The organism is Dactylosporangium sp. CS-033363 (assembly GCF_050942475.1).
GTDB lineage: Bacteria > Actinomycetota > Actinomycetes > Mycobacteriales > Micromonosporaceae > Dactylosporangium.
In genome coordinates this window covers 8,463,501-8,477,300 of the sequence record NZ_CP192032.1, presented here as the reverse complement: position 1 = coordinate 8,477,300, position 13,800 = coordinate 8,463,501, and the positions used below count along the sequence as shown (strand labels likewise).

The 13,800-nt window shown below is 72.9% G+C and carries 12 protein-coding genes, 1 pseudogene and 2 riboswitches; of the genes and pseudogenes, 8 read left to right on the top strand and 5 right to left on the bottom strand.

Translation table 11 applies throughout. The features are described 5' to 3' along the window. The first annotated feature begins 133 nt into the window (after positions 1–133). Complete coding sequence (locus ACQPZ4_RS39000) at positions 134–1,315, top strand: ROK family transcriptional regulator (protein WP_433047657.1); 1,182 nt, start codon at positions 134–136, stop codon at positions 1,313–1,315. Between the two features lie 9 nt (positions 1,316–1,324). Here ACQPZ4_RS39000 and ACQPZ4_RS38995 read toward each other — a convergent pair whose 3' ends face one another. Continuing rightward, positions 1,325–2,068 (bottom strand): IclR family transcriptional regulator, encoded by a 744-nt coding sequence (locus tag ACQPZ4_RS38995; RefSeq protein WP_433047654.1) that lies wholly within the window; start codon positions 2,066–2,068, stop codon positions 1,325–1,327. A 29-nt stretch (positions 2,069–2,097) separates the two neighbouring features. Between ACQPZ4_RS38995 and eda the strand changes: the two genes are divergently transcribed. After that, positions 2,098–2,742: a bifunctional 4-hydroxy-2-oxoglutarate aldolase/2-dehydro-3-deoxy-phosphogluconate aldolase gene (eda, locus tag ACQPZ4_RS38990; protein ID WP_433047651.1), complete on the top strand. Its 645-nt coding sequence runs from the start codon at positions 2,098–2,100 to the stop codon at positions 2,740–2,742. Continuing rightward, positions 2,739–3,833, top strand: a complete 1,095-nt coding sequence (locus tag ACQPZ4_RS38985) for a sugar kinase (RefSeq protein ID WP_433047648.1) — start codon at positions 2,739–2,741, stop codon at positions 3,831–3,833. The genes eda and ACQPZ4_RS38985 overlap by 4 nt, the downstream gene beginning before the upstream one ends. Here the strand turns inward: ACQPZ4_RS38985 and ACQPZ4_RS38980 are convergent. Beyond that, positions 3,830–4,768 (bottom strand): LLM class flavin-dependent oxidoreductase, encoded by a 939-nt coding sequence (locus ACQPZ4_RS38980; RefSeq protein WP_433047645.1) that lies wholly within the window; start codon positions 4,766–4,768, stop codon positions 3,830–3,832. The genes ACQPZ4_RS38985 and ACQPZ4_RS38980 overlap by 4 nt on opposite strands. Continuing rightward, entirely contained in the window at positions 4,768–5,592 is an 825-nt protein-coding gene (locus ACQPZ4_RS38975) for an LLM class flavin-dependent oxidoreductase (RefSeq protein WP_433047642.1), read from the bottom strand. Before ACQPZ4_RS38975 ends, ACQPZ4_RS38980 begins: the two co-directional genes overlap by 1 nt. Positions 5,593–6,010: 418 nt before the next feature. On the opposite strand from ACQPZ4_RS38975, the pseudogene ACQPZ4_RS38970 reads away from it, so the two are divergent. The 5 genes and pseudogenes from ACQPZ4_RS38970 to ACQPZ4_RS38950 all read left to right on the top strand — a co-directional run. Continuing rightward, positions 6,011–6,292 (top strand): annotated as a pseudogene (locus ACQPZ4_RS38970) (GDSL-type esterase/lipase family protein); the annotation flags it as partial. Between the two features lie 118 nt (positions 6,293–6,410). Then, complete coding sequence (locus tag ACQPZ4_RS38965; RefSeq protein ID WP_433047639.1) at positions 6,411–6,566, top strand: AbfB domain-containing protein; 156 nt, start codon at positions 6,411–6,413, stop codon at positions 6,564–6,566. Positions 6,567–6,601: 35 nt separating this feature from the next. Continuing rightward, positions 6,602–6,695: riboswitch (glycine riboswitch) on the top strand. Next, positions 6,696–6,794: riboswitch (glycine riboswitch) on the top strand. Between the two features lie 28 nt (positions 6,795–6,822). Next, a complete protein-coding gene (locus ACQPZ4_RS38960) occupies positions 6,823–8,163 on the top strand; it encodes an L-serine ammonia-lyase (protein WP_433047636.1) in 1,341 nt (446 codons plus the stop codon). Positions 8,164–8,179: 16 nt separating this feature from the next. Next, positions 8,180–10,381, top strand: coding sequence for an MMPL family transporter (locus tag ACQPZ4_RS38955; RefSeq protein WP_433047633.1), 2,202 nt, complete (start codon positions 8,180–8,182; stop codon positions 10,379–10,381). 10 nt (positions 10,382–10,391) lie between these two features. Then, entirely contained in the window at positions 10,392–11,633 is a 1,242-nt protein-coding gene (locus tag ACQPZ4_RS38950) for a low temperature requirement protein A (protein WP_433047631.1), read from the top strand. Here ACQPZ4_RS38950 and ACQPZ4_RS38945 read toward each other — a convergent pair. Continuing rightward, complete coding sequence (locus tag ACQPZ4_RS38945; RefSeq protein WP_433047628.1) at positions 11,562–12,401, bottom strand: quinone oxidoreductase family protein; 840 nt, start codon at positions 12,399–12,401, stop codon at positions 11,562–11,564. The two genes, ACQPZ4_RS38950 and ACQPZ4_RS38945, sit on opposite strands and share 72 nt — an antisense overlap. Positions 12,402–12,862: 461 nt before the next feature. Next, the gene (locus tag ACQPZ4_RS38940) at positions 12,863–13,732 is read right to left on the bottom strand and encodes a type 1 glutamine amidotransferase (RefSeq protein WP_433047625.1); all 870 of its coding nucleotides are present in this window, start codon (positions 13,730–13,732) and stop codon (positions 12,863–12,865) included. Between the last annotated feature and the right edge of the window lie 68 nt (positions 13,733–13,800).

Here is a 13,800-nt window from a genome sequence, read left to right as displayed (position 1 = left end):
CGGACTCTAAATCCAATTGCTTTACTAAGTCAACGGCGCAGGGCATCATGTAGGTAACGGTACGTAGGCAGGAGGCCGGGTGCGGCAAGTCGGGACAAATCTCCCAAAGGTCGGTCAGTACAACCGGGCGGTCGTGCTGGACCAGATCCAGCTGGCCGACGGCACGAGCCGGGTGGAGATCGCGGAGCAAACCGGCCTGACGCCGCAGACGGTCTCCGGCATCGTGCGCCGGCTGATCGACGAGGGGATCGTGCGCGAGGACGGCGCGCGCTCCTCCAGCGGCGGCAAGCCGCGCACCGTGCTGCGCATCAACGCCGATGCCGGACGCGCCGTCGGGCTGCACTTCGACCCGGTCGAGCTGGCCTGCGTGGTGGTCGACCTGCTGGGCCGGCCGCTGGTCACCGCCCGCCGTCCGACCCCGGCCGACATGGACCCGGCCAAGGTCACGGCCGCGATGGCCGGGCTCGTGGGCGAGGTACTGGCCGAAGCCGGCGTCGAGCGCGAGCGCGTGCTGGGCGTCGGGCTGGCCGCGCCCGGGCCGATCGACCAGGCGCTCGGTGAGGTCATCTCCCCGCCGCAGCTGTCGGACTGGACCCGGGTGCCGCTCAAGCAGATGGTCGCCGACGCCACCGGGCTTCCGGTCACCCTGGACAACGACGCCACGGCCGCGGCCATCGGCGAGCGTTGGGCCGGGGCCGGCCGCGGGGTGGCCAACTTCGCCTACTTCTTCCTCGGCACCGGGGTCGGCGGGGGGCTGGTGCTCGGGCATCAGGTCCACCGCGGCGGCTCCATGAACGCCGCCGAGTTCGGGCACACCTCGGTTACGGAGAGTGGTCCCGACTGCTATTGCGGGAACCGCGGGTGCCTCGAGGCGCTCATCAACCCGGCGGCGCTCGTCGCCGACGCCCACCGGCTTTTGGCCGCCAGCGGTGAGAGCGCTCTCACGAAGGCCTTCCGGCGGTCACCGTCCACTGTGGACCACGCGGCCCTGTGCCGGGCGGCCGCGGCGGGCGACGGGCTCGCCGCCGGAGTGATCGAGCGGGCCGCCGAACGCCTCGCCGCCGTCGCCGTCAATGTGGTCAACATCGTCGATGTCGAGCTGATCATTCTCGGCGGGCACGGCATCCGGCACGTCGAGACCCAGTTCCGCAACGCGGTCGTGCGGGCCCTGGGTGAACGGGCCATCGCCCGGCGCATCCGGCGGGTGAACGTGGCCCTGTCACCCCTGGGCGACGACGCCGCGGCGATCGGGGGAGCGGCCCTGGTCCTGCATTCGACGTTCTCGCCCCAGGTGTCCGCGCTGCTTGCCGGCTAGCGGAAACGGTCAAAGAAAGCGGCGAGCGCTTGAAGCCTTGTCGACGGCGTCGGCGAGCGCCGCGGCGATTTCGTCCACTGTGGACTCACTGACGCGGGTGCGCGGGATCGACAGGCTGATCGCGTCCGTGGCCGGGTCGCGCAGCGGGACCACGCGGGCCACGCAGACGATGCCCTCGGTGTTCTCCTCGCGGTCGACCGCGTAGCCGCGGGACCGGATCGCGGCCAGTTCCGCGTGCAGGGCGATACGGTCCGTGATCGTGTGCGGGGTCAGGGCGGGCAGCGGATCCGGCAGCAGCGCGTCGAGCTCGTCCGCCGGCCGGGCCGCCAGCAGCGCCTTGCCCAGGGCCGTGGCGTGGGCGGGGAGGCGGCGGCCGATCGCGGAGTACAGGCGCAAGGGGTGCACCGATTCGCGCTTGGCGACGTAGGTGATGTCCGCGCCGTCCAGGCGGCCGAGGTGCGTGGTCTCGCCGAAGCGCGCGGCCAGGTCGTCGAGGATGCCGGCGAGCAGGCCGACCGAGTCGTCGGTGTCGAGATACGCCGCGCCGACCCGCAGCGCCTTCAGCCCGAGCCGGAACCGGGTGTCGGTGGCCTCGATCCAGCCGCGCGCGGCCATCGTGCGCAGGATGCCGTGCAGGCTGCTCTTCGGGATGTCCAGCGCGCGGGTCAGCTCCGACAGCGTCGACGGCCCGGCCGTGGCCAGCGCTTCGAGGATGTCGAGGGTGCGGTCGGCCGACTTGACCGGAGTAGTCACGAAGCCTCCCGTGCACTATGGTCACGGATGTGACCGACGTTCAGCATACTGAACACACCCCCGTTCTCGAAGTCATCGCGGCGAAGAAGATCGTGCCGGTCGTCGTGCTCGACGACGCCGGGGCCGCCGCCGGCCTGGCCGACGCGCTGCTCGCCGGCGGGCTGGGGCTCGCCGAGGTGACGTTCCGGACCGCCGCCGCGGCCGACGCCATCGCCGCCATGGCCGCCCGCCCCGGCATGCTCGTCGGCGCCGGCACCGTGCTGACCGCGGCCCAGGTCGACCGGGCCGTCGACGCGGGCGCCCGGTTCGTCGTCAGCCCCGGCTTCAGCCCGGCCGTCGTGGCCCGCTGCCAGACCCGGGGCGTGCCGGTGCTCCCCGGCGTCGCCTCGCCGACCGAGATCATGCAGGCGCTGGACGCCGGCCTCGACACGGTGAAGTTCTTCCCGGCCGAGCAGCTCGGTGGGGTACCCATGGTCAAGGCCCTCGCCGCCCCCTTCCGCTCGGTCCGGTTCGTGCCGACGGGCGGGGTCAGCACCGAGAACCTGGCCGATTACCTGGCGATCCCGTCCGTCGTCGCGGTCGGCGGGACCTGGATGGTCGCCCCCGACCTGTTGGCGGCGCGGGACTGGGACGCCGTCACAGCCCGTACCAGAGCTGCTGTGGAGGCTTTGTGATCACGCTACGCCCGGCCGCCGAGTGCCGGTATGACCTGGTGTCGCTGGGCGAGGTCATGCTCCGCCTCGACCCGGGCGAGGGCCGCATCCGCACCGCGCGGCAGTTCCGGGCGTGGGAGGGCGGCGGCGAGTACAACGTGGCCCGCGGGCTGCGCCGCTGCTTCGGCCTGCGCACCGGCCTGGTCAGCGCGTTCGCCGACAACGAGGTGGGCCGGCTGCTGGAGGACCTGATCCTGCAGGGCGGGGTGGACACCACGTTCGTGAAATGGGTTCCGTACGACGGGATCGGCCGCACCGCCCGCAACGGCCTCAACTTCACCGAGCGCGGCTTCGGCGTGCGCGGCGCCGTCGGCGTCTCCGACCGCGGCCACACCGCGGCCGGCCGGCTGCGCCCCGAGGACGTCGACTGGGAGCACCTCTTCGGCGAGCTCGGCGTGCGCTGGCTGCACACCGGCGGCATCTACGCGGCGCTGTCCGCGACCACGCCGGACACCATCGAGGCCTGCCTGACCGCCGCCCGCCGGCACGGCACCGTGATCTCCTACGACCTCAACTACCGCCCGAGCCTGTGGAAGGCGATCGGCGGCCAGGAGCGCGCCCGCGAGGTCAACCGCCGCCTGGCCGGCCTCGTCGACGTGATGATCGGCAACGAGGAGGACTTCACCGCCTGCCTCGGCCTGGAGGTCCCCGACACCGACATCCACGCGGGCGCGCTGGACTCGGCCAACTTCCGCACGATGATCGCCGCGGCGGCCGAGGCGTACCCGAACTTCCAGGTCGTCGCGACCACCCTGCGCGGCGTGCACACGGCCACGGTCAACGACTGGGGCGCGATCGCCTGGGCCGGCGGGGAGTTCGCCGAGGCCACCCACCGCCCGGCCCTGGAGATCCTGGACCGGGTCGGGGGCGGCGACAGCTTCGCCTCGGGCCTCATCTACGGCCTGATGACCTTCGGCGACGTGGGGACGGCGGTCGAGTACGGCGCGGCCCACGGCGCCCTGGCGATGACGACCCCGGGCGACACCTCGATGGCGAGCCTCAAGGAGGTCGAGGCCCTGGTCAAGGGCGCCGGCGCCCGAGTCCAGCGCTAGGGGAACACCCTGGCCAGGCGGCTCAGCGCATCCAGTGGGTCGGGCTCGGCCGGGACCAGGACCACGCTCGTCGCGCCGGCGGCGTGCCGGGCGGCGATCTGCGTCCGGACCTCCTCGGCCGTTCCGGCCAGGGCCAGCTCGCGCACCCAGGCGTCGGGCAGGGTGGCCGCGAAGGCCTCCCGGCTCGGCGCCTCCCGCCGGTGCCGGGCCAGGTCCTCGGCGAACGGCAGCGGGGCCAGGTGCGGCGCCCAGTCCGGCTCGCCGATCCAGACCAGCCCCGGCCGCACCAGCTCGCGGGCGGCCGCCCCGTCGTCGCCGACCACCGCGACGTCGTACGTGATGACCTCCGCCCCCGCGGCGAGCTGGGCGACCGCGCCGGCGACGTACGGGGGCGCCGCCGGCTCGGCCAGCAGCAGCCCGTCGGCGACCTCGCCCGCCACGGCGATCGACTTGGGGCCGCGGACGCCGAGGAGCACAGGCGGTACCAGAGACGGCTTTTCGATCACGACGCCCTCGACCTGGACGTAGCGGCCGGCGGCCGGGCCCGGCGAACCCCGCAGCAGCGTGCGGACGGCGACCGTGAACTCGCGCAGGAGCGTCAGCGGGCTCGCCGGGCGGGCGCCGACCGAGCGCATCCAGTCCGGCATGCCGTGCCCGATGCCGGCGATCAACCGGCCCGGGAACAGCAGCGCGAGGGTGGCCAGCTCCATCGCGGCGAACGCGGCGTTGCGCGCGCCCGCCGGGAGGATGCCGATGCCGACCGCGATCCGCTCGGTGGCCGCCAGCACCGCCCCGGCCTGCGCCACGCCGCCGCGGAAGCCGAGGTCCTCGACCACCCACAGCTCGTCGAAGCCGAGCGCCTCGGCCCGGCGGGCGTAGGCCAGCACCTGATCCGCGGGCAGGTCCCGCGGCAGCATCACCCCGATACGCGCCATCAGCACAGCTTCGCATGCTCGGCGAGCAGCTCGACCTGGGCGGGGTCGTCGCCCCAGCAGTACAGGATGAGCTCGTCGGCGCCGAACTCCCGGTACGCGGCGACGGTCTCGGCCAGTTGCCCGGGGTCGCCGATCGGCTCGCCCCAGCCCTCGCGGCCGGTGAAGGCGTAGTACGCGCCGACCGCTCTGCGGGCCTGGTCGAGCGATGCCGGCGTCGCGGCGTTCACCTGGCAGACCAGCCGGGGCTTTTTCGCGCGACCGGCGGCCTGCCACTGCTCCTGGACCGTGTCGACCAGGCGGCCCGCCCACTGCAGCGGCGCCGCGCACAGGAAGCCGGCGTCGAAACGGGCCACCCGGGCCAGGGCGGCCGGGGCGAACCCGCCGATCAGCAGCGGCGGGCCTCCGAGCGGGCCGATGGGCGTCATCGGGTACGGCGCCCCGCCCCAGATCGCCCGCAGGTCGCCCAGCATCCGGTCCATCACCGCGCCGCGCTGCGAGAGCGGAACGCCCGCGGCGGCGTGGTCGTCCTCGCGCCCGCCGACGCCGACGCCCAGCCGGAACCGGCCGCCGGACATCAGGTGCAGCGTGGCCGCCTGCTTGGCCAGCAGCGCCGTGCCGCGCAGCGGGGCGAGCAGGACCTCGGTCTGCAGCCGGATGCGGGTGGTGGCGCCGGCGAGGGCGGCCAGGGCGACGAGCGGTTCGGGGTTGTCGTAGGCGAGCCGGTCCAGCAGCGCGACGCTCGCGAAACCGGCGGCTTCGGCGCGGCGGGCCCAGTCGAGCAGCCGCGGCGGGTCGCTGACGGGCAGGCCAAGGCCAAGTTCCATGATGTGGTACTCCCTGTGGGTGGGCAGCGGACATCCAGCGCTGTCGCCACCTCCTCCTCGCGACTGTTGCGAGGTCCCGCCCCCATCTGCGACGTGTCTCCACGGGGGCGGAATTCGGAGTTCCAACGGGAAGTGTACAGCGGCCGCCACCGTCGCGGCGCTCCTTGTCGCACCGGCTGCCGCGCACGCGGAGTCCAACGGCGGCACGCGCATCCTGCCGCTCGGCGACTCGATCACCGACGGCTTCAACGTGCCCGGCGGCTACCGGATCAACCTGTGGCGCGCCCTCGCGAGCGCCGGGCACCCGGTCGACTTCGTCGGCTCGCAGTTCAACGGGCCGGCCGACCTGCCCGACCACGACCACTAGGGGCACCCTGGCTGGCGCATCGAGCAGGTCGACGCCAACGCCACCGCCTGGGTGCAGGGCACCGCCCCGCGCAGCGTGCTCATCCACCTCGGCACCAACGACGTCATCCAGAACTACGACCTCGGCAACGCGCCCGCGCGGCTCTCCGCGCTCGTCGACCACGTGCGCGCGGCCGCGCCCGGGGCGGACGTGTTCGTCGCCTCGATCATCCCGCTGTCGGACGCGGGGCGGGAGGCGGCGGCGCGCACGTTCAACGCGACCATCCCGGGCATGGTGGCCGGCAAGGGATCCAAGGTCCACTACGTCGACATGCACGCCGCGCTCACCACCGCCGACCTGGCCGACGGGGTGCATCCCACCCGCGGCGGGTACGACAAGATGGCCGCCCGCTGGGCCGCCGCCCTGGCGTCCGTGCCGGGTTCGGCCGGCGACGACGGCGCCGCCACCACGCGTGCGGCTGGCGTCCTGGAACTTCCCGGGCTCCTACCTGCGGCACATCAACTCCGAGCTGTGGCTGGCCACGCCGGGCGGATCGGCCACCCAGGACAACCCGAACAGCCTCGTGCCGGACATCACCCGGTCCGTTGCCGCGCCCTGGGCACCGTAGTACGGTCGGCCCGACAACCGCATAAGCACGCCGTTTCACCTGCGACGGGAGAGTCCCCTGGCAACAGGGGCGCCGAAGGAGCAACACCCTCCCCGGGAATCTCTCAGGCCCACGTACCGCCGCGGGTAGGCGACTCTGAAAAGCCGGGACGCCGCGTCCCGCGCCCACGGTGCAAACCGCCTGTCAAAGCGGTGAAGCTCTCAGGCATTCGATGACAGAGCGGGGAGGCCCACCCTCGACACCAGGGGAGCCTTCCGTGACGCTCAGCGCCTTCGACCTGTACTCCATCGGCATCGGCCCGTCCAGCTCGCACACGGTCGGGCCGATGCGCGCCGCCCGCCGCTTCGCCGCCCGCCTGGCCGACGACGGGCTGCTGCCGCGGGTCCGGCGGGTCAAGGCCGAGCTGTTCGGCTCGCTCGGCGCGACCGGGCACGGCCACGGCTCGCCGAAGGCGGTCCTGCTCGGGCTGGAGGGCGCCGACCCGGCCACCGTGGACACCGAGGCCGAGGCGGGGCGCGACGGGCGGATCGCGCTCCTCGGCCGGCACGACATCGCGTTCGATCCAGACGCCGATCTTGTACTGCACCGTCGCCGCAGCCTCCCCGAGCACCCCAACGGCATGCGCTTCACCGCGTGGGACGGGGCGGGGGAGGAGCTGCTGGCGCGCACGTACTTCTCCGTCGGCGGCGGCTTCGTGGTCGGCCCGGACGGGGTGATCGCCGAGGCCGACGTGCCGCTGAAGTTCCCGTTCACCACGGGCGGCGAGCTGCTGGCCCACTGCGAGGGGCGCTCGATCTCGGACGTGATGCTGGCCAACGAGCTGTCCTGGCGCTCGGAGCCTTTGATCCGGGCCGAGCTGCTGCACATCTGGTCGGTGATGCAGGAGTGCGTGCGCAACGGCTGCACCCGCGCGGAGGGCGTCCTGCCCGGGGGCCTTCGCGTTCGCCGCCGTGCGCCCAAGCTCTTCGTCGATTTGTCCCACAAATCGGATATGTCCGACCCGCTGCACGTCATGGACTGGCTCAACCTGTACGCCCTGGCCGTCAACGAGGAGAACGCCTCCGGCGGCCGGGTCGTCACCGCGCCCACCAACGGCGCCGCCGGCATCATCCCGGCCGTGCTGCACTACTACACGCAGTTCGTGCCCGGCGCCGACGACGACGGCGTGGTGCGGTTCCTGCTCGCCGCCGCGGCCGTCGGGATCATCATCAAGGGCAACGCCTCGATCTCCGGGGCCGAGGTCGGCTGCCAGGGCGAGGTCGGCTCGGCCTGCGCGATGGCCGCGGCCGGGCTCTGCGAGGCGCTCGGCGGCACCCCCGGCCAGGTCGAGAACGCGGCCGAGATCGGCCTCGAGCACAACCTGGGCCTGACCTGCGACCCGGTCGGCGGCCTGGTGCAGATCCCGTGCATCGAGCGCAACGCGATCGCCAGCGTCAAGGCGGTCAACGCGGCCCGGCTCGCCCTCAACGGCGACGGCGCGCACCACGTCACCCTCGACAAGGTGGTCAAGACCATGCGCGAGACCGGCCGCGACATGTCCGTGAAGTACAAGGAGACCGCGCGGGGAGGCCTGGCCGTCACCGTCATCGAGTGCTAGTGAGAAGCTTTCGTCCATGGCACTGGGTGTGGTGGCGCGCATCGGACGGTTCTGCTTCCGGCACCGCTGGTCGGTGATCGGCCTCTGGCTGGTCGTGGTCGTGCTCGGCGGGCTCAGTTTCGGGCCGGTGTTCTCGGCGATCGCCGACCCGAGCAACCCCAAGCACGTCGAGTCGATCGGCGGCATGGACGCCATCGCCACCGGCAACGACTCCAGCGGCACCGTCATCGGCCTGCTCGACGACGTCGACCCGAAGGCGCCCGCGGTCAAGACGGCCGTCGACGCCGCCGCGGCCGATCTCGCCGGGGCGGCCGGGGTGACCTCGGTGGCCACCCCGTTCTCGGTCCCCGCGGCGCAGGCCCCGGCCTACCTGGCCACCGACGGGCGCGGCCTGATCATCGTCGTCACGCTGGACAAGCTGGAGAGCGGCGAGCGCGACGGCGTGCTGTCGACCCTGAAGAACCGGCTGCACAAGGTCGACGCCGATCTGGCCGCTTCCGGTGTACCGCAGGCCACGGTCGAGGTCGGCGGCAACCCGATCCTCAACGCGGACGTGCGCGGCACGCTGCAGCAGGACATCGGCCGGGCCGAGCTGATCTCGCTGCCGCTCACCCTGATCGTCCTGGTCTTCGTCTTCGGCGGCCTGGTCGCGGCCGGCCTGCCGGTGCTCGCCGCGGTCGTCTCGATCGCCGCCGCCATGCCGCTGCTGTGGCTGTTCAGCCGGGTCACCGACCTCGACCAGAACGTCGTCACCGTGTGCACGCTGCTCGGCCTCGGCCTGTCCATCGACTACGGGCTGCTGCTCGTGGCCCGGTACCGCGAGGAGGTCGCGGCCGGCTTCGAGCCCTCCGAGGCGATCGGCCGGGCCTGGGCGACCGCCGGGCGCACCATCTTCTTCAGCGCCTTGACCGTGGCCGCCGCCCTGACCGGCCTGATGATGTTCTCGGTGCACCAGCTCAGCGCGCTCGGCGCCGGCGGCGTGTCGATCGCCGTGGTGGCCATGCTGGCCGCGCTGACCTTCACCGCGGCCCTGATCGGCGTGCTGCACAAGCGCATCCGCCCGTCCAGGCGCGCGATCGCCCGGGCCCGGGACCGCGAGGACGCCGAGCGCGGCTTCTTCGCCGGGCTGTCGCGGATCGTGCAGCGCCGCCCGGTGCTCATCGCCCTGGGCACCACCCTGCTGCTGCTGGCGGCCGGCTCCCCGCTGCTCGGGGTCACGTTCAAGATGCCCCGCCTGGAGGGGGTGCCGCGCAGCATCGAGTCGGCCCGCGTCGCCGACGATCTCGCGGCCCGCTTCGGCCAGGGGTACAAGCCGACGGTCCGGGTGGTCGCCCGTACCGATGCCGCGTCGCTCGACGCGTACGCCGCCAGGTGGAAGTCCGACCCCGCGGTGGCCGGCGTGGCGCCCGCCAAGCCGGCCGGGACGGGCACGGCCACGGTCGACCTGGTCCTGCGCGGCGGCGGCCAGGACGAGGCGGCCCAGGGGCTGGTGCACCGGCTGCGGGCCGACCGCCCGGCCGGCGTGCAGTCCTGGGTGGTCGGCGACGCCGCGCTGCTCATCGACCTGCTCGGGCTGATCGCCGGGGACCTGCCCGGGGCCGTGGCGGTGACCCTGGTCGCCATGATCATCCTGCTGTTCGCGATGACGGGCTCGCTGGTCGTACCGGTGAAGGCCGTGCTGGCCAACGTCGTCTCCCTGGGCGCGACGTTCGGCGTGATGGTGGCCGTGTTCGAGCACGGCTGGGGCTCGGGGGCCCTGCACACGCTCACGATCGGCGGGCTGGACCCGTTCGTCGTGGTGATCGTGTTCGCCTTCGCGTTCGGGCTCTCGATGGACTACGAGGTCTTCCTGCTCGGCCGGATCAAGGAGTACGTCGAGCGCGGGGACGACACCGACACCGCGGTACGCCACGGCCTGCAGCACACCGGCCGGATCATCACCTCCGCCGCGCTGCTGATGGTCGTGGTCTTCGCCTGCTTCGCCGCCGCCGACCTGGGCCAGATCGAGCAGGTCGGGCTGGGCCTGCTCACCGCGGTCGTGATCGATGCGACGGTGGTGCGCTGCCTGCTGGTACCGGCGACGATGACGCTGCTCGGGCGCTTCAACTGGTGGGCCCCGGCCCCGCTGCGCCGCCTGCACGAGCGCATCGGCCTGCGCGAGCACGCCCTGCCGCCGCCCGCTCCCGCCGCGGACCCGGAACCGGTCTCCGTCGATTAAGGTGGCGATCATGGCCACCCCCGCATCCGCCGAGGAGCGCCACGCCACCTGGCTGGAGCTCTTCTTCGACCTCGTCATCGTCGCCGCCGTCGCCCAGCTGGCGCACCTGCTGCACGACGACGTCACGTGGGAGACGGTGCTCGTCTTCGGCGTCGCGTACTACGCGATGTGGAGCGTGTGGACCGCGTTCACCCTGTACGCGAACATCTCCGGCATCCGCACCCGCCAGCGCGCCATGCTCCTGGCGATGTTCGGCATCGCGGTGATGGCCGCCTCCGTCCCGCTCATCGAGGAGGGCGAGCCGCGGGCGTTCGTGATCGCCTACATCTGGTGCCGCTTCATGGGCATCAGCTCCTTCAAGCGCGAGAACCGCATCGTCACCGAGTGGCCCGGCGTCCAGCAGGCGGTCGGCCTGATCCCGTGGTTCGCCTCGCTGGGCAACTACGAGGACGAGCGCATCCGGTACGGCCTGTGGATCGTCGGCATCGCCGTGGACGTGTTCTTCTCGATCACCCGTTCCCGCGACCCCAAGGCCCTGCTGGAGGAGGAGCGGCGCGACCTGGAGCGCTCCCTGCGCCGCCGGCACCGCGAGGCCGACCTGGGCCGGGTCGCCCAGCTGCAGGCGGCCAACCCGGACCGCCCGCACCTCGGCGAGCGCCTGGGCCTCTTCGTCATCATCGTCCTGGGCGAGGCGGTGGCCCAGCTCGTCAACGCCGCGGCGGAGGGCGGCCACTGGCGGATGCCGCTGTTCATGGTGGTCGTCGCCGGCTTCGGCCTGCTGGTCGCCCTGTGGTGGCTGACCCTGCGCTACGGCCCGAGCTCCGCCCCGACGTACGGCGTGCGCGTCTTCGCCCTCCGCCTGACGATGCCCTCGCACTACCTGACCACGGTGTCGATCGTCGTCATCGCGGCGGGCCTCGGCGCCCTGGCCGCCCACCCGGAGGGCCACGTCGAAACCTCGACCCGCGTGGTCCTGTGCTCCGGCGCCGCCCTGTACTTCCTGACCGCCACGCTGATGGGCGCCCGCGGTGGAGCAAACTGGCGCTGGGTCGTCGGCTGGGGCGTCCCGTCGGTCCTGGTCTGCGCCCTGCTCGGCGTCTTCGGCGGCCCACTGGCGGCCTGGGCCCTGCTGGCGGTGCTGCTGGCGGCGGCGTTGTGGCACATCGCGTACCGCCGGGTGTCAGGCAGCGGCGCGGACGACGACTCTCCCGAGGTTGCCCCGGCCGGCCACGAGCCCGAGAGCGCGGTCTAGCTCGCCCGGCGGAAACTCCGTCCACCGCGGCACGATCTGTCCTTCGGCGACCAGGTCCCACAGCTCCTGCCGCCACGCGCTGACAACGCCGGGCCGCCGCCGGTGCCAGGTCCCGACCGCGAATCCGGTCACGGTCCGCCCGTCGCCGAGCAGCGCGGCGGTGTCGACCTCGCCGCCGCCGGCGCTGAACGCCACCAGCCGCCCGAACGGGGCGAGGTTGTCGACGCCGCGCTGGACGAGCTCGCCGCCGACGCCGTCGAGCACGAGATCGACCGGCTCGCCCCACGCCTGGTCGTCGTAGGTGAAACATTCGGTCGCCCCGCATTCGCGCACGAAGTCCGCCTTGTCGGCCGACCCCACCACGGCGACGATGCGTTCCGCTCGCAGAGCCCGCGCCAGTTGTACCGCCAGATGCCCGACCCCACTCGCCGCCGCCGTGACGAGCACCGACTGCCCGGCCTGCACCTCCCCGGCGCGAAGCGCTCCCAACGCGACCAGCCCCCCGCGCACCACAGCCACGGCGGCGCCGGCCTCGATCCCCTCGGGGACGTGCTCGACGAGTCCTGGCATGCCGACCACGCGCTCGCCGTAGGCCCCCTTGAAGACCACGCCACCGACGCGATCGCCGGGCTTGAACCCGATGACGCCCGCGCCGACCTCCTCGACCCGGCCCACGATCTCGCCGCCGGCCTCCTCGAGGGGCGTGTCGCGCAGGGTCCGGACCAGCCCGACGCCGACCCCGACCGCCTCGGTACGAATGACAAGCACGCCGCAATTATGGACGAACCGCAATTTCCTGCGGCCTCGGACCACACCCACCGATCACCGCTGGTGTTGGTGGGCGCGCTCGGCGCATCAGACCGCGACTGTTCGCGACCCGCGAGTCCCCTTCGGCGCGAACGTTCGGGGTGCCGCAAGGCGCCTCCACCTGCGACCCACGGCGGACCGGAGCTTTCCTGGCGCCGCAAGGCGCTACGGCCCGCAACCCTCCACGAACCGGAAACCTGCTTTGTCGCCGAAGGCGCCCTCGGACCGGGACCACCGAACGACGACCACGACGGACCCGGCAGCGAACTACGGACCTGGACCACCGAACGGTGACCAAACTACGGTCCGGACCACGCCAACTGCGGTGAATTAGGGCAGGCCGAAGGCGCCCCAACCCACGATCAGTTGTGGCCCGGTGCTCCCCAGCCCAAGCGGCCGAACCCCGCGAGCCGAGCGCGCGGTCAGGCGTGCAGGGCTGCGGCGGCGGGCGGGTTCATGGCCGGGGCCACGAAGTACCGCAGCCAGTTGTCCAGCAGCGTCCGCATCCGAGCGCGGATGTCCCGGTCCGCCCAGTCCAGCGATTCGAGGAAGGCGGCATAGTCAGCGTCGGAGGGCCCCAACTGCCCCTCCGCAACGAGCTGCTTGCGCCGCGTCTGCGCCAGGGCCGCCGCGATCCCCGAGGTCATCTCCGGGTGCACCTGCAGCGTCCGGGCCGTCGTGCCGATGGCCAGGGACTCGTTGCGGTACGCCCCGAAGGCCAGCTCCGTCACCGGGCCGAACGCGCCAGTCGGCGGGACGTCGTACACGGCGTCCACGTGCGAGGTGAAGACGTCGAACGTGGCGGGGAGGCCGCGGAACAGCGGGTCCTCGCGGCCGGCCGGGGTCAGGGTCAGGGTTTCGATGCCGAAGCGGCGGCCCAGGTGGCCGGTTTTCGACACGCCGCCGGCGACCTCGGACTTGGCCTGGTGGGAGAAGCAGATGTGCAGCTCCGGCACGCCGCGGTGCTGGGCAACCGCCAGGAAGTCCTTGACCTGGCGGATCCACGGGAGCTCCTCGTAGGAGGAGTGCATGGAGCCGCCGCCGATGATGCCGCTGGCCTCGATGGTGTCCGGCAGGGGGTCGCCGTCGGCCACGTTGACGGTGTGGATCTGGTCGGGGGCCAGGCGGGTCACCTCGGCGATCCAGTCGCGGTACGGGGTCAGGCCCATCTCACGTACCGACGCCTGCTCCTGCATGTTGAGGAACAGCAGGCGGCACCGCTGGCGGACGTGCAGCGGGCGGCGGGTCCCGTTCAGTCGCGCGGCTCGGTGGTCGATGGTGAAGGCCGTCATGGGCAGCTGGCGCTCCAAACGATAGGGTCCCGGGGCCGATTGTGGAGCATAGCGTGAGCACCGCGCTT

Bases quoted from the DNA above. Each gene is read 5' to 3' on its own strand.
- ACQPZ4_RS38950 (WP_433047631.1), top strand. From the start codon at position 10,392: ATGGCCACCCCCGCATCCGCCGAGGAGCGCCACGCCACCTGGCTGGAG.
- ACQPZ4_RS38980 (WP_433047645.1), bottom strand. From the start codon at position 4,768: ATGGCGCGTATCGGGGTGATGCTGCCGCGGGACCTGCCCGCGGATCAG.
- ACQPZ4_RS38975 (WP_433047642.1), bottom strand. From the start codon at position 5,592: ATGGAACTTGGCCTTGGCCTGCCCGTCAGCGACCCGCCGCGGCTGCTC.
- ACQPZ4_RS38940 (WP_433047625.1), bottom strand. From the start codon at position 13,732: ATGACGGCCTTCACCATCGACCACCGAGCCGCGCGACTGAACGGGACC.
- ACQPZ4_RS38955 (WP_433047633.1), top strand. From the start codon at position 8,180: ATGGCACTGGGTGTGGTGGCGCGCATCGGACGGTTCTGCTTCCGGCAC.